20 protein-coding genes and 2 pseudogenes are annotated in these 19,810 nt (G+C 69.8%); 14 read left to right on the forward strand and 8 right to left on the reverse strand.

Annotated elements, in window-relative coordinates; translation table 11 throughout:
- Positions 1-92: 92 nt before the first annotated feature.
- Positions 93-1,844 (forward strand): fatty acyl-AMP ligase, encoded by a 1,752-nt coding sequence (locus E5671_RS06890; protein ID WP_237330119.1) that lies wholly within the window; start codon positions 93-95, stop codon positions 1,842-1,844.
- A gap of 15 nt (positions 1,845-1,859) precedes the next feature.
- On the opposite strand, the gene E5671_RS06895 is transcribed toward E5671_RS06890, so the two are convergent.
- The gene (locus tag E5671_RS06895; protein ID WP_272902822.1) at positions 1,860-2,537 is read right to left on the reverse strand and encodes a TetR/AcrR family transcriptional regulator; all 678 of its coding nucleotides are present in this window, start codon (positions 2,535-2,537) and stop codon (positions 1,860-1,862) included.
- Positions 2,537-3,616: a hypothetical protein gene (locus E5671_RS06900; protein WP_160502954.1), complete on the reverse strand. Its 1,080-nt coding sequence runs from the start codon at positions 3,614-3,616 to the stop codon at positions 2,537-2,539. The genes E5671_RS06895 and E5671_RS06900 overlap by 1 nt, the downstream gene beginning before the upstream one ends.
- 184 nt (positions 3,617-3,800) lie before the next feature.
- On the opposite strand from E5671_RS06900, the gene E5671_RS06905 reads away from it, so the two are divergent.
- Entirely contained in the window at positions 3,801-4,010 is a 210-nt protein-coding gene (locus E5671_RS06905) for a DUF5988 family protein (protein WP_160502955.1), read from the forward strand.
- A gap of 114 nt (positions 4,011-4,124) precedes the next feature.
- Here the strand turns inward: E5671_RS06905 and E5671_RS06910 are convergent, their stop codons facing one another.
- The 3 genes from E5671_RS06910 to E5671_RS06920 form a co-directional block, all read right to left on the reverse strand.
- A complete protein-coding gene (locus tag E5671_RS06910; RefSeq protein ID WP_336605687.1) occupies positions 4,125-4,910 on the reverse strand; it encodes an HAD family hydrolase in 786 nt (261 codons plus the stop codon).
- The gene (locus E5671_RS06915; protein WP_160502957.1) at positions 4,907-5,845 is read right to left on the reverse strand and encodes an FkbM family methyltransferase; all 939 of its coding nucleotides are present in this window, start codon (positions 5,843-5,845) and stop codon (positions 4,907-4,909) included. Before E5671_RS06915 ends, E5671_RS06910 begins: the two co-directional genes overlap by 4 nt.
- Before the next feature lie 79 nt (positions 5,846-5,924).
- Positions 5,925-7,499: an HAD-IA family hydrolase gene (locus E5671_RS06920; RefSeq protein WP_272902868.1), complete on the reverse strand. Its 1,575-nt coding sequence runs from the start codon at positions 7,497-7,499 to the stop codon at positions 5,925-5,927.
- 11 nt (positions 7,500-7,510) lie between these two features.
- Here E5671_RS06920 and E5671_RS47375 point away from each other — a divergent pair, with 11 nt between their 5' ends.
- From E5671_RS47375 to E5671_RS47740, 7 genes and pseudogenes are all read left to right on the forward strand, one after another.
- Positions 7,511-8,107 (forward strand): hypothetical protein, encoded by a 597-nt coding sequence (locus E5671_RS47375; RefSeq protein ID WP_336606038.1) that lies wholly within the window; start codon positions 7,511-7,513, stop codon positions 8,105-8,107.
- Positions 8,104-8,688: a hypothetical protein gene (locus E5671_RS06930; protein WP_160502960.1), complete on the forward strand. Its 585-nt coding sequence runs from the start codon at positions 8,104-8,106 to the stop codon at positions 8,686-8,688. The genes E5671_RS47375 and E5671_RS06930 overlap by 4 nt, the downstream gene beginning before the upstream one ends.
- The gene (locus E5671_RS06935; protein WP_336605688.1) at positions 8,685-9,350 is read left to right on the forward strand and encodes an O-methyltransferase; all 666 of its coding nucleotides are present in this window, start codon (positions 8,685-8,687) and stop codon (positions 9,348-9,350) included. Before E5671_RS06930 ends, E5671_RS06935 begins: the two co-directional genes overlap by 4 nt.
- A gap of 29 nt (positions 9,351-9,379) precedes the next feature.
- Positions 9,380-10,654 (forward strand): annotated as a pseudogene (locus tag E5671_RS47735) (NAD(P)-dependent alcohol dehydrogenase); the annotation flags it as partial.
- Between the two features lie 52 nt (positions 10,655-10,706).
- A complete protein-coding gene (locus tag E5671_RS45335; RefSeq protein WP_202121034.1) occupies positions 10,707-11,330 on the forward strand; it encodes a class I SAM-dependent methyltransferase in 624 nt (207 codons plus the stop codon).
- Between the two features lie 119 nt (positions 11,331-11,449).
- Positions 11,450-11,698: pseudogene (locus E5671_RS06945) on the forward strand (nitric oxide synthase oxygenase); the annotation flags it as partial.
- A gap of 146 nt (positions 11,699-11,844) precedes the next feature.
- Positions 11,845-11,940 carry a cold shock domain-containing protein gene (locus E5671_RS47740; RefSeq protein ID WP_237330120.1) on the forward strand — a complete coding sequence of 32 codons (96 nt, stop codon included), beginning with the start codon at positions 11,845-11,847 and terminating at the stop codon, positions 11,938-11,940.
- A 201-nt stretch (positions 11,941-12,141) separates the two neighbouring features.
- Here the strand turns inward: E5671_RS47740 and E5671_RS06955 are convergent, their stop codons facing one another.
- Positions 12,142-12,849 carry an SDR family oxidoreductase gene (locus E5671_RS06955; protein WP_202121035.1) on the reverse strand — a complete coding sequence of 236 codons (708 nt, stop codon included), beginning with the start codon at positions 12,847-12,849 and terminating at the stop codon, positions 12,142-12,144.
- A gap of 790 nt (positions 12,850-13,639) precedes the next feature.
- Here E5671_RS06955 and E5671_RS06960 point away from each other — a divergent pair.
- The 5 genes from E5671_RS06960 to E5671_RS06980 all read left to right on the forward strand — a co-directional run bounded on the left by E5671_RS06960 (position 13,640) and on the right by E5671_RS06980 (position 17,591).
- Entirely contained in the window at positions 13,640-14,776 is a 1,137-nt protein-coding gene (locus E5671_RS06960) for a TauD/TfdA family dioxygenase (RefSeq protein ID WP_160502962.1), read from the forward strand.
- Complete coding sequence (locus E5671_RS06965) at positions 14,773-15,462, forward strand: hypothetical protein (protein WP_237330121.1); 690 nt, start codon at positions 14,773-14,775, stop codon at positions 15,460-15,462. The genes E5671_RS06960 and E5671_RS06965 overlap by 4 nt, the downstream gene beginning before the upstream one ends.
- A gap of 33 nt (positions 15,463-15,495) precedes the next feature.
- A complete protein-coding gene (locus tag E5671_RS45340) occupies positions 15,496-15,711 on the forward strand; it encodes a hypothetical protein (protein WP_202121036.1) in 216 nt (71 codons plus the stop codon).
- Between the two features lie 134 nt (positions 15,712-15,845).
- Positions 15,846-16,571 (forward strand): dienelactone hydrolase family protein, encoded by a 726-nt coding sequence (locus E5671_RS06975; RefSeq protein ID WP_160502963.1) that lies wholly within the window; start codon positions 15,846-15,848, stop codon positions 16,569-16,571.
- Between the two features lie 669 nt (positions 16,572-17,240).
- The gene (locus E5671_RS06980; protein WP_160502964.1) at positions 17,241-17,591 is read left to right on the forward strand and encodes a PRC-barrel domain-containing protein; all 351 of its coding nucleotides are present in this window, start codon (positions 17,241-17,243) and stop codon (positions 17,589-17,591) included.
- A gap of 3 nt (positions 17,592-17,594) precedes the next feature.
- On the opposite strand, the gene E5671_RS06985 is transcribed toward E5671_RS06980, so the two are convergent.
- Both E5671_RS06985 and E5671_RS06990 read right to left on the reverse strand, forming a co-directional pair.
- Positions 17,595-18,497 (reverse strand): universal stress protein, encoded by a 903-nt coding sequence (locus E5671_RS06985; protein ID WP_160502965.1) that lies wholly within the window; start codon positions 18,495-18,497, stop codon positions 17,595-17,597.
- Positions 18,498-18,667: 170 nt separating this feature from the next.
- Positions 18,668-19,732, reverse strand: coding sequence for an alpha/beta hydrolase family protein (locus E5671_RS06990; protein ID WP_160502966.1), 1,065 nt, complete (start codon positions 19,730-19,732; stop codon positions 18,668-18,670).
- Positions 19,733-19,810: the final 78 nt, after the last annotated feature.

A 19,810-nucleotide genomic window follows, 5' to 3' on the forward strand; every position in this document is an offset into this window, starting at 1 on the left:
GCTTGACTTGCCCGTTGTATTCTGCACATCATACGCACGCGTTCACCATGTCATTTTCAGCCGCTCCGCGGTGGTCAATTCGGGGGTAGGAAATGCCAGTTGCCATTTCGACCGAGGACGTACACATAGACCGGAAGGGATTCGAGCCGGAAGACCGCCCGGGCCCGGTATCCCTGACCTCCGCGAGCACGATCGGCGCCGCCCTGCTGGAGCTGGCCGACCAGGATCCCGACCGGCCGCTGGCCTATGTCGAGGGCTCCGGGGAGCCGGTACGGCTCACCGCGGCGGACCTCGCCGAGCTGGCGGGGGCGGCGGCGACCACGCTGGCCGAGCACGGGGTGCGCCCCGGTGACCGGGTCGGTGTCTGCATGGACACCGGCGTCGACGCCTACGCGGCCTTGCACGGCTGCTTCCTGCTGGGCGCCGTCCCCTTCGTGTGCGAGCCGCCCCTGGCCACCATGCGCCGGCAGCGCTGGGAGGACCGGCTGCGGCTGCTCATCAGCCGCGCGGAGCCACGTGCTCTGGTGGTCTCCCCGGAGTTCCGGGACGCCGTGTCGGCGCCGTGCGCCCAGGCCGGGGTGGCGGTCGTGGAGCCACCGTTCGAAGGCGGCCTTGTGCCGGGCTCGGTGCGGGCGCGAGCCGGTGACCTCGCGCTGATCCAGTTCACGTCCGGCACCACGGGCAGCAGCCGGGGCGTGACGCTGACCCACGAGGCCGTCTTCGCCAATGCCGCCGCGATCGGTGACCATGCCTACCGCTCGGGCGATCTGATCGTCAGCTGGCTGCCACTCCACCACGACATGGGGCTGATCGGGCTGAGCCTCGCTCCGCTGCTGCACGGCCTGCCCGTGGCGAGCATGCCGCCACTGTCCTTCGCGCTGCGTCCGGAGCGGTGGTTGTGGGCGATGCACCGCTACCGTGGCACGTTCACCTCGGCGCCGAACTTCGCCTACCGGCTGTGCGCGACGAACGTGCCGGACACCAAGCTGCAAGGGCTCGACCTCAGCGCCTGGCGCCTCGCGGGCAACGGCGCCGAAGTCGTACAGGCCGGCACACTGCGGGCGTTCGCCGAGCGTATGGCCCCCTACGGCTACCGGGAGCGGGCGATGACGCCCTGCTACGGCATGGCGGAGATCACCCTGGCGGCGACCATGTGCGTGCCGGGCGACCCGCTGATCACGCTGCCCGTCCGCCGTGACCGGCTGGCCGGCGACGGGGAGGTCGTGGAGGCCTCGCCGGACGATCCCGACAGGCAGGAGCTGGTGTCGTCGGGCAGCGCACTGAAGGAGATCGAGATCCGGGTGGTGGACGGGACGGGCGCGGACCTGCCGGACCGCCGCCAGGGGACGATCCTGCTGCGCTGCCTCTCCATGATGTCGGGCTACTACCGCCAGCCCGAGGAGACCGCGAAGGTCCTCGAAAACGGCTGGCTGGACACCGGCGACCAGGGGTTCCTGGACAACGGCCAGTTGTACGTCACCGGCCGGATCAAGGACGTGGTGATCATCGCCGGGTCCAACTACCACCCGTACGCCTTCGAGGCGGCGGCTGCCACGGTGGACGGGCTGCGGGCGGACGCGGTGGCCGCCGTGGGCTGCCCCGACCCTGAGCGCAGCACCGAGGTACTGGTCCTGGTGGTGGAGTCCCGCAGCCATGCCGACTCCGAGCGCGTCGCGGAGATCCGCGCGGCGGTGATCGCGGCGGTCTCCGCGGAGACGGGGCTGCGTCCCGACCGGGTCGAGGTGGTGCCCCGGGGCGCCCTGCCGAAGACCCCGAGCGGCAAGCTCCAGCGGCGCCAGGTGGTGAACGCACTGGTCAAGGGAACGCTTCCCGGGCGCCGTTGAGGTAGTGGGATGGCATCACGGCATGGGCGGCGGCGTGCCCAGCCGGCCCAGAAGCATGGCCTCCGCGTGTGGCCCGTAGAGGTCCACGACCGTGTCCAGGTCCATGTCGGCCAGTGGGGCGATGGGCACCACGTATCGGCCGGTGATCAGTCCTACGAGCAGGGACGCCACAAGCACGGCCCGCAGTTCGGGGTCGGGGGCCGGGATCCGGCGGGCGATCGGCATCAGGAGTTCGCCGCCGGCCACCTCCCGGAACAGCTGCGAGGCCTCGGGATGCTCCATCGCCGAGCGGAAGACCACAAGGAGCGCGGAGCGTGTCGACGGGTCCTCCCAGCGGGTCAGGAAGCCGCGGACCAGCCGGCTGCCGGGACCGCCCCGTGCTCCGTCGGGCCCGCCGGTGCCGGGGGGTTCGTCGAGGAGTTCGGGCAGGGCGGGCAGCAGCTCCTCTGCGCGCATCACCTCCCGGATCACCACGGAGAAGACCTTCTCCTTGCTGCCGTAGTGGTACATCACCAGGGCCGGGTCCACACCAGCGCGTTCCGCGATGGCCCGGACCGTGGTGCCGCGATAGCCGTGCCGGGCGAACAGCTCGACCGCCGCGAGCCGAATCAGCTCGCGGCGGTTCTCCTGCGACCCGTCGGGACCGCCCGGTTCCGCGGGCATCGCGGCAAGGCCGCCGGGTTCGGCCGCCATCAGGCCGTCCGTGGGTCGCCGACGGGTACTGCGGAGGCGGGCACGATGACCACGTCCGGGCGGAACGGCCGGAACCGCTCCACCACCAGCGCCAGGATCCAGGACAAGGCCGCCCACAGCGCCAGGGTGAGCAGCGGGCCGCCCACCGCGTTGCCGTCGAAGTAGAAGACCCGCCGCAGGAGGGAGACCGTGCTGCCCATGGGCAGGTACTCCGAGACGGCCGCGTAGAAGGTGGGCTGGAAGTGGGGGTCGACGACACCGCCGGACGACGACACGCCGAGCGGCAGCACAAGCAGCGCGCCGACGACGATGCCGAGCGCACGCAACACGGCCTGACAGGCCGCCACTACGCCGACGACGGTCAGCGACAGCAGGATCGAGATCCCCAGCAGCTCGGTGAACTGCCCCGTGAGAGCACCGGTGACCGGTCCCGCGAGCAGGGCACCGATCAGGCCGGCGACCACGGCGTAGGCGACGGAGGCCAGCCGACGCGCAGAAGCCCGTTCGCCTCCGGCTGCCAGACTCAGGCCCACCTGGAAGAGCAGTCCGCCCACGGACAGGGCGACGCACAGCAGCACCGCGCTGACCCCGCGGGAGTCGTGCTCGGGCAGGGGTGCGACGTCCTGCACCTGTGGCGGGGTGCCGAGTTGGTCGGTCAGTCGCTCATAGGCCGCCGTCGTGGCCCGGGTCGGCGCGTCGCCTGCCGCGCTCGCGGTGAGCAAGGCGGGCGCGCCCTGGGGCCCGATGACGATGGCGCCCAGGATCTGCTGGTCGCGCAGCGCTTCGCGGGCCGACTTCTCGTCGGCGTACCCGGTCACGTCGAAGGCACCCGGTGCGCCCGCCTCCAGCTGCTGGCCGAGGCGCTCGACGGCCGCGGGCGGTCCCGCGACCCCGAGCGGCATATCGTGCGGGGCGGGGTTGCGCAGGCCGGGGATCATCAGCCCGGCGAAGGCGATGACCAGGAAGAGCCCGAGCAGCGACGGGCCAAGCAGCACACGGTAGTTGGTGGAACGCCGGGTCGTGGCCGACGGTTCGGACGGCGCTGTGCCGGCGGTCGGCCCGGCAGCCGGAGGAGTCACGATCTGCTCCCTGAAGCTGACAAATGGATTGATTCTACTCAACGGGTGTTGAGGACCAGTCTGGCGTGCGCCGTACGGTCGCCACAACTCCCCCTGCGGAGTCTTTTTGGCGCCAATTTAGGCAGTGCCGCGAACCTGGCGGGGCACGACAGACGGCCCGTCCAGGTGTCAGGAGGCTTACGCCATGTCGGACTTCGAAGTGCTGCTGGTCGGCGGTCCGTCCGCCATTCCGGACGCGGAGCGCGTACAGGTGTCCCCGTCGCTGACGGAGAAGTTCAAGTACCGGTTCGGCGCCCACTACGAACACTTCGTGCACGAGGGGGAGTTCAGCGACATCGGGAACAAGCAGCTGCCCGTATACCGGTGGACGACGCGCACCGCCATCGCCGAATGAGTACGCACGCACGCGGACGCGTGACCCCACTGGACAAGTTGCGCGCGCAAGCGGTGACCGGACCGAACGAGGCCATCGCCCCGACGACTCCTTCTCCGTGACCCGGCTGACGGATCAGACAGTAGGGGCGTGGGGCGACAACTCCTCCGCCCCGCCCCGAAGGAGGTGATCAGCGCGAGGGCTCTGAAGCGGCCCGGCCACCGCTGATCGCCACCCAGCGAGCCAGTGCCCCAGCGCAGCGTCGTCAAGGGCCGGTACATGCGCGTGTACGTACGGCCCGCGGGTCAGGGCCCCCACCCCGAGCACGGTCATCCCTGCGGCATGGGCCGCCCGCGCGCCGACCGGCGAGTCTTCGACGGCCAGGGCCCTGCCGGGCTCGACGCCAAGCGCGGAGCAGGCGGCGAGGTAGCAGTCCGGGTGCGGCTTGGGGAAGACGACGTCGTCGCCCGAGACCGTGACCGGCAGCCACCGGGACAGACCGCCGCGCGCCAGCGACTTGTCCAGGAGAACACGCGGCCCATTGCTGGCCACCGCAAGGGGCACTCCGGCGCCGCAGAGCAGGGTGACCAGATCCGCCGCACCGGGCATCGGCCTGGCCCCGGCGGCGACCGCGGCCAGGAGCGCCGCCCCCAACTCGTCGGCCAGCTCGGCGGCGTTGCCCCCGAACAGCTGGGACATCACTTCGCCGCCCTGGGGCAGGGACAGCCCGATGAGAGCCTCACGGGCCGCGTCGTCGTAGACACGCCCCCGGCGGGCGAAGACGGCACCGCGTGCGGCATCGGCGCACGGTTCGGTGTCCATGAGTGTGCCGTCGCAGTCGAACACCACGGCAACGGGTGGAGCGGATCTCACCAGTGCGGCGAGATCGGCTTTACGAGACATCGGAGTGCCCTCGCTCATGACTTGACGTACAGCTCGACCGGGTTGAACCCTGCGGGCTCCGGGACGCACGGCGGCACCTGCCGGAATCCGGCCGCGCGCATGGTGGCCCGGACGCTGTCTCCGTCGATGTACTTGTCGTGGACTTCCAGGACGATCCGTTCGACCCGCTCCATCCACGGCTGAACTTCGCGGAACACCTCCGCCTCGCTGCCCTCGACGTCGACCTTGAGCAGATCGACGTGTTCGATGCCGTGCTTGGTGAGCAGTTCGTCCATGGTGATCGCGGGCACCCGCACGCTGGGCCGGGCCAGTACGTTCTCCAGCCGGTAGGGGCGGGTGCGACGCAGATCCGCCACCGCGGGCACGGCGGTGCAGGTGTCCCAGAACGCGCTGACGGTGAACTCCGCCGTGCCGGACTCCCCAGCCACCGCGGCCGGTTCGATCTTCCAGTCCAGGCCGGACAGCGCGGCGTTGTGCCGCAGGACGGCCAGGTTCTGCGGGATCGGCTCCACGGTCAGCAGGGTGCGGGGGTGGTAGCGGGCGGTGAAGTAGGACGCGGCGAGGCCGGTGTTGCCGCCGAGGTCGACGATCGTGTCGAGGGTGTCGATGTCCTCGTCGAGCCGGTAGTGGACGCCGAGTTCGTAGAAGCGCTTGAGGAAGACCTGCCACAGGATGAGCAGGTCGCTCTGGTTCCTGCGGATGCGTACGCGGGCGGCCTGTCGCGGGGTGAGGAAGCTCAGCGAGAGCGTGGCGTCGTCGGCGAGGGGGCGACCGGCCGCCCCGAGGAAACGGCGGCCCATCCAGTACGGTGCGGTCAGCCTGCTCGCCCCCTGCGCCATACGCAGCGCCAGGGCCATGTCCCGCCCGCAGCCCGCCGTTTCCCGCACCAGGACGCGGCCCATGCCCACGCCCATTGCCCGGTCTGCGTCCGTGCGTAGGTATGCCAGTCCCATGCCTCTGCTTTCTGATTGATACGGACCCGGAGGTCGTGCCCGGCGGGAGCAGTACGGAGCCGCCGATGGCTGTGCCGACTCAGCCGCTCCAGGCGGTGGCCCAGCGGACGAGCCCGGGGTTCTGGAGGGAGTCGAGGAGAAGGTCGGCCGGGAAGGCCGGGTCGGGCAAGGTCGGAACGCCGACGGTGACCAGACCGGCGGCGCGGGCGGACGTGAGGCCCGTCAGGGAGTCCTCCACCGCGAGGCAGCGGCTCGCGTTCACGCCGAAGTGTGCGCAGGCCATGAGGTATGGATCGGGGGCGGGTTTCGGCCGGGGCGGGTCTTCGGCGGCGACGGTGAAACGCACGAGGGGGCTCAGCCCGCCGCGTTCCAGTGCGATGTCCAGGACCCGCCGGGGCGAGTTGCTGACCACGGCCGTCGGCACGAGGGAACTGAGCGCGGTGAAGAGTTCGAGAGCGCCGGGCAACGGGGTCGCCGCCGAGTGGTCGACTGCCTCGACGACGAGGTCCAGCAACTCCTTCTCCAGTACGTCGGCCCGGCCTGGGTCGCCGAACGCGTCGGCTGCCCGGTCGGCCATCGCCCGTACGGTCCCGCCGATGTAGTGGGGCTTGTCCTCGGGCCTCCAGGGCACCCCGTTGCGGGCGAACAGTTCCGCCAGGGCAGTGCTCCAGCAGGGTTCGGTGTCCATCAGCGTGCCGTCGCAGTCGAAGAGCACCGCGTCGGGTGTCCACTGGGGGCTGCCGTCGGGCAGCAGCGCGAAGGCTGCGGGACCTGCAGGACCTACGGCAACAGAGTGTCGGGCGGGGGTGGTTTCGTCCGTCGTCATGGGGTGCGCCTCCTTGTCGGGTGCGGTCGGGGGGCGGCCGGGCCGGCACCTCGCAGGGCGGCACGCCGGGGAAGAGATGCCGCGGGGTCCGTCGAGGATCAGCTGTTGCAGGTCCGCCAGCACGACGGGCGGCGCGGTGTGCGGAGCGGCAGGCGTGCTGAGGTCGGGCGCCGGTTCCCGGTGCGGGTCTCCCAGGTGGGTGACGACGCGGGAGGCCCCGGTGAAGTCGTGCTCTGCGGAGACGCGGGTGGGCGTCACCAGGCAGTGCATGCGGGCGGCGAGGGCAGCGAGTATCCCGTTACGGGTGCCCTCGACGGCGACGCAGTCGTACGCGGCCACGCCCACGCTCTGCGCCGCGTACCGGTAGACCTCGGGGTCGGGCTTCTTCCTGCTCACCTGCGCCCCGGACACGACGGTGAAGGCGGCGGCCAGGTCGGCCCCCACGGCCATCCGGAGCGCGGCGCTCACGGACTCCTTCGCACCGCTGGATGCCACCGCGAGCCGCCACCCCGCATCGGCGGCCTCGGCGGCGAGACGGCGCACCCCCGGCCGCGCCTGGACCGCGCCCGCGTCGAGCAGGGCCAGATACACACGGGTCTTGTGCCGGTGCCAGGTGCGGACCGTGAGCATCCACGCTTCCCAGCTGAGCGGCGGGGAGACCCGGGCCCGGAAGTCCGCGTCGTGGTACAGGCTGGCCAGGCGTTCCGTGCCGCCGGAGATCCGCAGCTTGTGCGCGTACTGGCCGGCAGTCCACTGCCACGGCACCCCCAGTTCGGCCCACATCTGGTTGAACGCACGGAGATGACCGCTCTGTTCGGCGTCCACCAGAACACCGTCAAATCGAGCTGGCCTGGCGGCAGGGGAAGGTCGGCAGCAGCACGATGCCGCACAAACGCAACCCGGAGACCTGTGAGCAGGTCGTGGTGCTCGCCGAACTCGCCGCCGCCCAGGTGGCCACCGCGATCACCGCCATGGGCGGCGAGCACGAACGTGACGGGCGCTCGCTGCGGCTGGAATGGGCCTGCGTGACCGACGTGTCGCACTACTCCCTGGCAGCAGCGAGCCTCCTGCGCACCATCGTGTCCGGGATGGCCGTGCGTACCGACCGGATGCTCCACAACCTGCGCCTGTTCGACGACGAGGTCTGCACCGAACGCCTGATGTTCGCGCTCGCCCCCCCCCACATGGGCAAGCAGACCGCCTACCAATGGATCTACGAACGAAGCCAGGCCGCCCAGAGCAACAACTGTTCTCTGCTGACGGAGTTGTGCCGGTCCGCCGATGCCTCGCGGTACCTCGGGAGCAACTCCGAACTCGCGGACCTGGTGAATCCCACCACCTACCTCGGCGAATCCGTCGCCCTGGTCGACCAGGTGACCACCAAGGCCCGCCATTGGCTGGCGCACACCAGCGACGCATTGGACGTACTCGCATGACCCGGCCCGTCCGCCCGGAGATCCACATCACCGAAGAGCACCACGCCGCCATCGTCGGCCATGCCCGACGCAAGCTCCTGGGCCACTACGAACCCTCGGAGACGCCCGAGCGCAAAGCCTTCGGTCTCCTGGGCGGTCGCTCCGACGGCCACCGCTTCCGTGTCACCGCCCTCTTTCCGCTCCGGGTCAACCTGCGCGGCAGCGGCCACTACCAAGACGTCATGGACGAGGCCGTCGCCCACTACGCGATCCCCTCGGAGACGCCCGCCGAGCAGCGCGGCTGGGTCGCCGACCCTGCCGAGCTCCTGGAAGCCGAGAACACCTTCGACGCCCTGGAGTCAGTGATGTTCGGGAGCTATCACACCCATCGAGTGCCGTGGCCGGACGACCCCCTGCGTGACACCTGCACGGAACTTGACACCAGGCTGGCGGAGAACAGCGGGATGTGGAGCTTCATCGTCTCGATGGTCGACCCCGAACAGCCTCGCTTGCGCGCCTTCTACGAGGGCCGCAACGACCGCGAAGCCACCATCCGGATCAGCCCGGCCCTGTCCCCCCACCCCAAGGAGACCAGCCGGTGAGCGGGAGCAAAAGCGTCACGATGACGCGCGATCTGAGCGACTACGTCGTGGACCACCGCAGTCCCCCCGATCCAGTGGCCGCCGAACTCATCGCCACCACCGCGCGACTCGGCGACATCTCCAGGATGCAGATCACCCCCGTCCAGGGCTCGCTGCTGACGATGCTGGCGCGACTGATCGGGGCACGCCACGCCGTGGAGATCGGCACCTTCACCGGCTACTCCGGACTGTGCGTCGCCCGCGGTCTCCCCCAGGCCGGCCGCCTGGTCTCGTGCGACCTGAGCGAGGAATGGACCTCCATCGCCCGGACCGCGTGGCAACGCGCGGGTGTCCAACACAAGATCGACCTTCGGCTCGGCAAGGCGCTGTCCACCGTCCGCTCCCTGCCCCATCGGCCCGAACTCGACCTCGTCTTCCTGGATGCCGACAGGAGGAACCACTGGACGTACGTCGAAGAGCTGCTTCCACGGGTCCGCCCGGACGGACTCCTGGTCATCGACAACGTGCTGCGCAAGGGCACCGTGATCGACGAACAGATCCACAGCCCCGACACCACAGCCGTACGGGAGTTCAACGACCGTCTCGCCGCAGACCACCGCCTCGAAGTCGTCATGCTGCCGATCGCCGACGGCATGACGCTGGCACGCAAGCGCGAACTGTGAGCACACGAACAGTGAAGGAGCACAGACCGATGAGCCGGGTGTCCGCCCACGCCGCACTGACCCATGGCGCGAAACTCAGGCCGTTCACCTACGATCCCGGGCCGCCGGCACCCGACGAGGTAGAGATCTCCGTGGAGCACTGCGGTATCTGCCACGCCGATGTCTCGCTGCTCGACGGGGACTGGGGCGGCACCCCGCTTGCCCCGTCGCATCCGTTCGTCCCCGGCCACGAGATCGTCGGTACGGTCTCCTCGACCGGCTCGGACGTCGAACACCTCACGGTCGGCGACCGGGTCGGTCTTGGCTGGAACTCCCGCAGCTGCATGAACTGCGCGCAATGCCTCGCCGGACACCTTCACCTGTGCCCCCGCATCGAGCGGACCGTCGTGGGCAGATACGGCGGACTCGCGGACCGTGTCCGCTGCCAGGCGGTCTGGGCGGTTCCTCTTCCCTCCGACGCAGACGCGGCAGCACTCGCACCGCTGATGTGTGCCGGGATCGCGGTGTACCACCCGCTGCGAAACCTCCCGCGCACAGGCGCCCGCGTCGGCATCGCGGGCATCGGCGGACTGGGGCATCTGGCCGTGCAGTTCGCGCGGGCTCAGGGATGCGAGGTCACCGCGTTCACCTCCAGTGACGGCAAGCAATCGGACGCCATCGATCTCGGAGCCCGGCACGTGGTCGACAGCCGAGACGGCGAGGCCGTCCGAGCCTGCGCCGGCTCCCTCGACCTGATCCTGGTCACGACCGACATGCCACTGGACTGGGCCACCTACCTCACCGCACTCGCGCCCGGAGGCCGTCTACACCTGCTGGGCATCCAGTCCAAGCCGGTCGAGATCCCGGGGCCGCTCCTGGTCATGGGCGAGAAGCTGGTGTCCGGATCGCCTGTGGGCCCACCGGCCGAGATGGCCGAGATGATCCGGTTCGCCACGATGAACAACATCACCCCGCGCATCGACCCCTTCGCCATGGACGACGTCCAGCAGGCGTTCGACGCGGTGCGAGGTGGCACGGCCCGATACCGGGCCGTCGTCAGCCGGTCCGCCCCGACCGCCCCGGGGCAGGAATCCGCCGTCTCTGGTTCAAAGACGCTGGATCCCCTGCGCGTCGAAAAGTTCGCGGGCACGGTCGTCGGCGATCTGTCGACGGCTCTGCACTCGGCCCTCACCTACATCGGCCTGCGCCAGGGCCTGTTCGCCGCGATGGCCCACTCCGGCCCGCAGACACCTACGGAACTGGCCGAGACCAGCGGCAACCATGAACGCTACGTCCAGGAGTGGCTGCTGGCGCAGGCCGCCGCCGGATACGTCGAGTACGACTCCGCGACGGGCGCCTTCAGGCTGCCACCGGAGCATGCGACGCCCCGGATACGCCAGCCACCTGGTGTCCTCCTGGATCCCGGCGCTCACCGGCATCGAGGCGAGGCTCCGCGCCGGAGGCAGCGTCGCGGACGTCGGGTGCGGGCGCGGGAGTTCCACCATCCTGATGGCGCAGGCGTTTCCCGACGCCGTCTTCGTCGGCATCGACTCCCACGGGCCGTCCATCGAGCATGCCCGCCAGGCCGCCGACAAGGCCGGTGTCGCCGATCACGTCGAATTCCGGGGCATCGACGCGACGAAGGACTGGGGCGAGGGCTACGACCTGATCACATTCTTCGACTGCCTCCACGACATGGGCGATCCCGTCGGCGCCCTGCGCGCCGCCCACCACGCCCTGGCACCCGGCGGCGGCAGCGTCATGCTGGTCGAGCCACCGGCCGCCGACGACGTCATGGGCAACATCAATCCCGTCGCCAAAGCCTTCGCCGCGATCTCCACACTGTGCTGCGTACCCAACTCCCTCGCAGCCGAGGGGCCCGCGCTCGGTGCGCTCGTCTCGGAGCCGACGCTGCGCGACACCGCCCGGCGCGCGGGCTTCCGTACGTTCCGCCGGACCGCGGACGCGCCCTTCAACCGGGTATTCGAAGCCAAGACCTAGCTCCGGCCAGCAGCCCACGCGTACACGTCAAGCATGAACTCCCCTGGCTCACAGCGGAGTTGGCGCAGCGACGCCACCCCAAGCCGACCACCCTTTGACCGCGGAAGAGATCGCGCAGACCGGGCCCACGCGTCCTCAACCGCGAACTCTCCTCCTACGCCGGGCACGTCTGCGCCCACGGAAGTGTCCGCGGCGAGATCCGTAACGCCGGCCTCACCGCGATGGCCCGCGAACTGGGCTGGCCCCCGCCCCCTGGCCCGGGCCGCTTCGACCTGCTGCCGCTCCTGATCCAAACCTGCCTCTGGAGATCGGCGGTATCCGCACAGCGCCCGGCAATCGTCCCCCGCACCCCCTGGTGCCACCGATGACCATCGCTCACCGGTACCGACGCCCGGCCTACTGGCAGTAGCGGCTCCGGTTCATTGGCTCCGCTGAGGGGAAGGATCAGGAGCCGGGCCGATGCTACGGCCGGCGCGCGCGTGCGCGCCGTGGCATGGACAAGGGATAGGCGAACATGGCGCAGGGCACCGTGAAATGGTTCAACGGCGAGAAGGGCTTCGGGTTCATCTCGCCGGGCCGACGATGCCCACGGGTGGATCCCCGACCGTGAGCATGCGGATCGCCGGCAACCCGGTCCCAGCCAAGTTCATCGTCGGAGAGCACGAATCCGCCCTGACGGCCGACGTGATGCGTGGAACGTGGCACGCCGACAAGGGCTGCCAACACATGGCATTCGCCGTTGACCTGGATCGCCTGGCCTGGCCTGGCCTATGCCGAACGCCTCGTGCGGGCAGCACAGTTCCGAGGCGCTTCACACCGCGGTGTAGCCGCCGTCGAGAAAGATGACCTGCCCGGTCATGAAGGCAGACGCTTCGCTGGCGAGGAACACCAGCGCGGGGGCGATCTCCTCCGGCAGCGCGCAACGCTGCTGCGGAACGTCATCGATCCACCGGCGCCGAAGCCGCGGCTCATCGACAGCGGCCATCTCGGTACGCACATAGCCGGGGGCCAGCGCGTTGACCCGGATTCCGGCGGGGGCCCACTCCACCGCGAGGGACCGGGTGAGCTGATGCACCGCCGCCTTCGAGGCGTCGTAGGCGGCCTGCGCCTGGGGGCGCAGGGCCACCTGCCCGGCGATCGAGCCGATGTTGACGATGCAGCCGCCGGAGCGGGCCGCCATGTGACGGGCGGCAACCGTGGCGCACCGCCACACGGCGTCAACATTGAGGTCGAACACCCTGCGCCACGCTGTCTCGTCGGCTTCCATCGAAGAGGTGTGCACGCACACTCCGGCGTTGTTCACCAGCACATCGAGGGCTCCGAGCTCTTCGACCGCGCCGTCCAGGGCCTGTTGCAGGTCGTCCTTCACGGTCAGGTCGACCTCCCGGTGCGTCGCGCGGACGCCACGTGTCTGGATTTCCCGGACCACTGCCGCGTTGCGGCTCCCATCGCGGGCGAGCACCGCGACGTCCGCCCCGGCATCGGCCAGGGCAAGCTCGCAGGGGCTGATCGCTGTCACAAATGGATGAACCGGAGCAAGACTAGAAGTACCCTCCGGCGGAACCCATCCGACACGACGAAGCCGTGCCGGAACCCAAGTAGACCGGCACGGCCTTGGCCGCGGCCGGCCACGAGGAGCGGTGCGCACCTCACCGCCGGCCACGACCCCCGCAATCACTCCCATGACCAGCCGGTACCGAGCGCTTGAACTCCATCGTGCGGCCCAGAACAAGGGCAACAAGAGAACGAGGGACATGAGGCGAACATCGCCGTCCACTCGAGGAGGTCGAGACCCGCCAGGCTGCCCACATGGTCACCCAGCCCGCTACGACGCTCAGCGCGCAGGCCGCCCAGTTCGGGCGCCACGCCCCGAGGACGCCGCGGACTCCCGGCACTTCCTCACGAGGGATACCCAACTTACCCAGAGCAGCCTCCAGTTCTCGCCTTCGCGTCCCGGCCCAGCCACGCCGCTGGGATCTCCTGAGCCAGAGTCGGTGGCGGGCCCACAGGCGCACCACCCTCTGTTCCAGGAGCAAGTCGCGCAACTCCAACGTCCAATACCTCAGATACGCAACCCGATGATGCGAGGCCTGAACAGACCAGGCGACGATTCGGGGCGTCGATGGCGCGTGTACGGAGGTGAAACATCAGGGTTGGCCGTGCCGGCGCCCTGTTCGGCGTGAAGGCGGTCGATCAGTGCGAGGTCCTTGCCCTTCGCCGCAATGAGATCCGGGAACAAGCGAAAGAAAGGCGTGAACTGGCCCTGGGGTGCGGGCGTTTGGTGGGGAGCGCGCGGAAAGAGTGGAAGCATGACCTCGCTGACGATCGAACGGGACATCGTCACGCTGAACGAGACGGCGTTCGCTGTTCCATGGCTGCGTTTCAGCTGCCCGTGCGCAACCTGTCGGCACTCCGCCTCATTCCAGAGGATCGCAGACCTCAGTGTGCGGCCGGACTCACTGCCCGAGGCCATCACGATTGAACTCGGCCGGGATGGCGAGCTCCTGCACATCACATGGCGGGAAGACCCGGTCCACCACAGCACCTACCGAGTGGATTGGCTGCTCGACCACGCCTGGAACCGCAGCTCGGAGGGCCAGTTCTCCGGCGAGGTTCTCTGGGACACCGCGGCGCTGGGCATCCGGGACATGCGGTGGCATGACGCGCCCGGCTGTCACGCCGGGCTCGGTTCCTGGACCGACGATCTGTTCACCCACGGCTTCGCCCTGCTCCGCGGCACCACGGAGGCCGAACTCCAGCGCCTGCTGGCCGAGTTCGAGCCCGTTCACCACACCGAGTACGGGCGATACGCCGACGTGCGGGCGGTGCCGGAAGCCGAGGACCTCTCCGAGATGTCCCTCAACCTGACCGCGCACACGGACTACCCCTACCGGACGGTGGGCCCGCTGCTCGAGTTCTGCTATTTCGTCGAGAACCAGGCGACAGGCGGGGAGTTCTTCTTCCTCGACGGGTTCAAGGCGGCCGAGGACTTCCGCACCGAGTATCCGGCGTGGTTCGCCCTGCTGGCCACCACACCCGTGGAGTTCGAGCAGCTCTACTCCAGCCACCGCTATCTGTACCGCCTGCGCCGTCCGGTCATCACTCTTGGCCCCGACGAGCGCGTGCAGGCACTGCACTTCGGCCACTCCCACGCCTGGTCCTGGCAGGTCCCGCCCGAGCGTGCCGCCGATTTCTACCGCGCCTACCACACGTTCCTCAAGCACCTCGCGTGCGAGCAATACCGTGTGACCAGGCGGTTCGAGGCAGGCGAATGCCTGGCCTTCCGCAACACTCGGATCCTGCACGGGCGTCACGCCTTCGACCCGAGCACCGGCACCCGCCGCCTGATCACCGCCTACATCCCGTGGGACCAGCTGGAGGCCCGTATGCGCTTCCACCGCGAAAGCCCGAACTACCTTTCACCGCCCGCCCGGCGAATTCCGTGACTCTCACTCTGAACCCACCAACGCGACGGGACACGACGAGGCGGGAGGGTGCGACCGGCGGCGAGGTGCTATGGCTCCAGCCGTATCCGGACCGGCTGCTCGATGAGCTGCCCGCGGGCGACGCGGACGAGCCGGAGGCCGTCGCCGTCGCCGTCGCGCAGGAGACGATCGAGCTGGCGTACCTGGTCGCAGACCAGCACCTCGCGCCGAGCCCCCGGGCCGTGCTGATCCTGCGGGACGTACTCGGCTGGCCGGCGAAGGACGTCGCGGAGCTCCTGCGGGAGCACCTGCCCGCCGAGCGGCAGGACTGGACCGGCGGCGAACAGGATGCCGGGACGCGCGAGCTGGTGCGCCGCTACACCGAGGCCGGCGTGGCCACGGACGCCGACAGGCTCGCCACACTGCTGCGGGACGACGTCCGCCGTCGCCTTCTACCAGTGGCGGAATCAGGAGGGCGCGTACCTGCCGCTGCCGATCGACGTCCTGCGCGTCACCGGCGGGGCGATCACCGAGATCGTCACGTTCCACGACGACCAGTTCCCGCGGCTCGGGCTGCCGGAGCGCCTGCCGGCGGACGGCACGGAGTAGTCCCGGTCGGGACGCTCGCGCTGCGCGGTAGCGCGCGTGTCGCGGTGGTCGCGGTGGTCGCGGTGATCGCGGTGATCGCGGTGATCGCGGCAGAGTGACGCGAGGCGGTCGGCGTCGCCACCCGCGGGCGGGTGCAGCTGGAGCTGCGCGACGGCGCGCCCTGGCCGGACCTCGGACGAGACGCCGGGCTCTGGCTCCGCAGCACCGGCGTCCGCGCGCTGCGGAACATGTACGGCGTGGATGACGCCGGGGCCGTCGCGGGCCCGGAGTCGGGCCGGACGAGCCCCACCCACCGACTCCGCGGGCTCGCCCGCACCGGCTTCCTTGCCACGCTCGCGCCGTGCTGAGGGTGGTGGCCACAGCCGTGGCAGTTCCAGCACACAAACGAGCTTGGATGACGGCCGGCCCCCACGTCCCACGCCGTTCTGCCAGCGGTGAACACCGGCCCGGCCGGGATCGACGATCACTACGGTCCAGTCTCATGACGACGGTGACAACCCGCACGATCGAGTACCCGGCCGACGGCTTGACGATGATCGGACACCTCGCCCTCCCGGCCGGTGTCGGCCCCAGGCCCGCGGTCCTGGTCGGTCCCGAGGGGACGGGGCTGAACGACTTCCAGCGCCGCCGTGCCGATGCCCTCGCCGAACTGGGGTACGTGGCGCTGGCCTTCGACATCAACGGCGGGCGCTGGTTCACCGATCCCGAGGAAATGCTGGCGCACGCGATGCCCCTGCTCGCCGACCCCGAACGGATGCGGGGCATCGGCCACGCGGCGCTCGACGTGTTGCGCGCCGAACCGCGTACCGACCCCGACCGCATCGCCGCCATCGGCTACGGCACCGGGGGCGCGATCGTGCTGGAGCTCGGGCGCGACGGCGTCGACCTGCGTGCGATCGGGACAGTCAACGCACTGACCACGGGCCGTCCGGGCGAGGCGGCGCGCATACGCTGCCCCGTGTGGGCCGGGGTCGGTTCGGAAGACCCGATCATGCCGCCCGCGCAACGGGAGGCGTTCACCGCCGAGATGCAGGCAGCGGGCGTCGACTGGCGTCTCGTGGTCTACGGCGGTGCCTTGCACGCCTTCCACCACCCACCGGTCGACCAGAACGTGCTCCCCGGCGTCGGCTACCACCCACAGCACGCGGAGCGCGCCTGGCACGACATCGTCGACCTCCTCGCCGAGTGCCTGCCCGTGGCGGAGTGAGCCGGTCGCAACCGTGATTCCCATCCGCGGACCAGGCCGATCCGCGGGCGGGCGGGCGTTGCCGATCGGCGATCGGCGGCGGGTACCGGCTTCGAACAAGACCAGGCCGGCCCTGCACCCGCCCCGCCGAGCGGGATGGTGCGCTCGGCAGCATCTGCGGTGTTCCCCGTCAGCGATGAGCCCCCCTCGCGCTCAACTCTCGCGGGCCTGGGCCAGCTCCCAGCTCATTGCCGCCACCTCAAGACCCGTTCGCACCCCATCGACGACCTCGCCGGGGCTTTCAGGGAGGTTGATACTTCCCTCGCCGCTGGAACCGCCGTCCGCACTAGCGGGGCCGGCCACAGAAAGGGCTGCGGCAGTAAGGGTCAGGGCAACGACTACGCGCTTAGTGTTCCTCATACCCTCCTGAACGATCACGAGACGCTCAGGTTGCGCACTGGTCCGGACGGGCGTCGCCACCTTCATGGTGCTTCGGGACGTCGAAGTCGACGGCCCATCACCTGACGGCCCGGGTGCGGGTGCGGGTGCGGGGGACGGTGGTGCGCCGGGCGAAGGATGTGGCGGCCAACCGCAGGCGACCCGGTGGCAGCTCCGCGGCCCCAGACGTACGTTCAGCCCAAACTGGTGGATTTCGGCAGACGCATCTCCACACACGAGAAAGGCCATTCCGTGAGCGAAGGCATCTGGAGCTACCACCCCAGCTCGGGCCACGAGAAGGGGATCGACCTCAGCGGCTACAAGGTAGAGGCCACCGACGGCCACATCGGCAAGATCGACAAGCACTCGGAGGACGTCGACGCGGCCCACATCGTCGTCGACACCGGAGCATGGATCTTCGGCAAGCACGTCCTCCTTCCGGCCGGGACCATCGACCGCATCGACACGGCCGAGGAAAAGGTCTACGTGAATCGGACGAAGGACCAGATCAAGGACGCCCCGGAATTCGACGAGGCCAAATACAGCACCGAGCCGACCTACCTTGAACAGTTCGCCCGCTACTACAACCAGCCGCACATGTAGCAGTCAATGCGCGTGCGGTACGACGGCCACGGGGCACTCGGCACTGTGCAGCGCCTCGCCGCTCACGGACCCGAGCATCAACCGCCGCAACCCGGTACGCCCGTGGGAACCGACGACCAGCAGGCCGGCACGCCGCGACGCCTCGACCAGAACCGTCGCGGGCCGAACACGCTCGACGTACGCATCCACCTGTACGTCGGGGTACCGGGCGAGGCGCTTGGCGGCCTCCGCCTTCAGCACCTGCCGCGCCTTCTCGTCGAGAGCCGCGAAGTCGGGTGCCGCCATGCCCGGCCCGGTAGGCATCTCGCCGAGGTGAAAGGCGCCGTGCACCATCTGAAGGGCGGCGCCTCGAACCTGGGCCTCGGCGTAGGCGAGGTCCAGGGCCTCGTGGGGAATGTCGCGGACGTCCACGCCGACCACGATCCGGTTCTCCCGGGCGGCACTGGCGCCGGGGCGGATGACGACAACGGGGCAGGAGGCGTGGGTGGCCACCTGCCAGCTCACCGACCCCAGCGGCAGTCGGGGGAATCCACCACTGCCGCGGTGACCGACCACCAGCCATGCCGCTTCGGCGGAACGTTCCACGAGTACACCGGCGGGCTGCCCGGTCACGGCTTCTGCCGTCACCGCGACTTTGGGGAACTCCGTTTCGACCAGCTCCACCATCGGTTGCACGACCCTCGCCACCGCTTGCGTCACCAGGGTCTGGCGTTCCCGTTCGGCTGCGGACCCGGCCGGAGCTGCGGACCCGGCCGGAGGAGTTCCCTCCACGACATGCAGGAGGTGCAGCCGACCGCCGTGGAGCGATGCGTGCCGCGCCGCGTATCGCACGACTGTGTGCTGGTCATCCCCTTGCTCCACCCCTACGAGGACGGATCCCACTGTCTCATCGGCGTTGTTGGACATGAATTCTCCCTGCCTGTCGATTTCCGTGAGCCAGCGACCACTGGGCGTGCCAGGTACCCCGCACGCCCGCGCCAAACCATTTCACGTGGTTTGCCGCTTATATCCAGCACTCGGTAATCATGATCACGGCATAGGACGCGCCGCACGACTTGGCCGACCGTGCGGGAGTGTCATGGAGCGGCGTTGGTGACTCGGCCGAGGCCCTTGAGGAACTCTCGTTGGCCGTCCAGGAATCCGTCCGCGAAGAGCGAGCGGGGGGAGAAGAGTGCGGTGAGCGTGGTCTTGAGGACCGACCGCTCGATGTTCTGCTTGAGGAGTGAGTGGGTCGCGTCCGGGTAGCGATCGACCGTCAGTGCGCCGTCCGCTCCCAGCACCTTGCGGTAGCCGCGCTCCGTGTCGGCCGTGTCGACGTTGACGTCATGGCCCGCGAGCGCCAGCAGCACCGGTACGCCGCGCAGGGAGCGGAGGTCTCGCGTCGCGTCCGCGGTGTGGTTCTTGGAGATGAAGCCCCAGCGATCGGCGGTCATGCCGTCCGCGTCGCCGCCCATCGCCGTGACGTACTCCTCGAAGGTCGCACGGCGTTCGAGGAGTCGGCGGGTGGTGTCGCTCTTGGTGACCTCCACCTTGATGCGGGCCGGCGACGCGCCGTCGGCGCGCAGCTCTGCGAGGAGGTTGTAGCGGCCCTGCCGGCGCCAGTTGATCGCGGGTGAGACGGCGATGACGAAGCTCACGGAGGTCTTGGCGGCGACCTTCGGCAGGACCCATCCCGCCTGGCTGGCGCCCCAGAGCCCGATCCGGTCGCCGTCGATATCCGGGCGAGCGCGCGCCCAGGCGATGGCGGCAGCTGTCTCCTCGGCCCGGTCGTCCATGGACTGTGCGAGCCAGTCGCCGGGGGCGCCCGCGACTCCGGGCTTGTCCCAGGACAGGGAGGCGTACCCGGCCTTGGCGTTCGCTTCCCACATGGGCTTGTAGCCGTCCTCGTGGGTGGCGTCGACGGGGCCGTCGCCATGGACGTACACGACCAGGCCGTGCCGCTTGCGGCCGTCCTTGGGGGTGGCCAGTACGCCGTTGAGGGTGTGGCCGCCGTGGCGGATCGAGACTCGCCGCTCGTCCATGTCGTAGGAGTTCTGCCACAGCACCACACCGACGAGGCCTGCCGCCACGACCAGGGTGGTGACGAGTAACCATGCGGCTATGCGGAGCCCGCGCCGTCGGGGCTGGATCTTGGGAGACATGGGCATCTGACCACCTCTGCTCGGTTTGCGCGCAGCACTGAAACTATCAGCACTGCCACGATCGTAGGCAAGGTGATA

The organism is Streptomyces sp. BA2, assembly GCF_009769735.1.
Classification (GTDB): Bacteria; Actinomycetota; Actinomycetes; order Streptomycetales; family Streptomycetaceae; genus Streptomyces.

Bases quoted from the DNA above. Each gene is read 5' to 3' on its own strand.
- E5671_RS06890 (WP_237330119.1), top strand. From the start codon at position 93: ATGCCAGTTGCCATTTCGACCGAGGACGTACACATAGACCGGAAGGGA.
- E5671_RS06895 (WP_272902822.1), bottom strand. From the start codon at position 2,537: ATGGCGGCCGAACCCGGCGGCCTTGCCGCGATGCCCGCGGAACCGGGC.
- E5671_RS06905 (WP_160502955.1), top strand. From the start codon at position 3,801: ATGTCGGACTTCGAAGTGCTGCTGGTCGGCGGTCCGTCCGCCATTCCG.
- E5671_RS06910 (WP_336605687.1), bottom strand. From the start codon at position 4,910: ATGAGCGAGGGCACTCCGATGTCTCGTAAAGCCGATCTCGCCGCACTG.
- E5671_RS06915 (WP_160502957.1), bottom strand. From the start codon at position 5,845: ATGGGACTGGCATACCTACGCACGGACGCAGACCGGGCAATGGGCGTG.
- E5671_RS06930 (WP_160502960.1), top strand. From the start codon at position 8,104: ATGACCCGGCCCGTCCGCCCGGAGATCCACATCACCGAAGAGCACCAC.
- E5671_RS45335 (WP_202121034.1), top strand. From the start codon at position 10,707: ATGCGACGCCCCGGATACGCCAGCCACCTGGTGTCCTCCTGGATCCCG.
- E5671_RS47740 (WP_237330120.1), top strand. From the start codon at position 11,845: ATGGCGCAGGGCACCGTGAAATGGTTCAACGGCGAGAAGGGCTTCGGG.
- E5671_RS06960 (WP_160502962.1), top strand. From the start codon at position 13,640: ATGACCTCGCTGACGATCGAACGGGACATCGTCACGCTGAACGAGACG.
- E5671_RS06975 (WP_160502963.1), top strand. From the start codon at position 15,846: ATGACGACGGTGACAACCCGCACGATCGAGTACCCGGCCGACGGCTTG.
- E5671_RS06985 (WP_160502965.1), bottom strand. From the start codon at position 18,497: ATGTCCAACAACGCCGATGAGACAGTGGGATCCGTCCTCGTAGGGGTG.
- E5671_RS06990 (WP_160502966.1), bottom strand. From the start codon at position 19,732: ATGTCTCCCAAGATCCAGCCCCGACGGCGCGGGCTCCGCATAGCCGCA.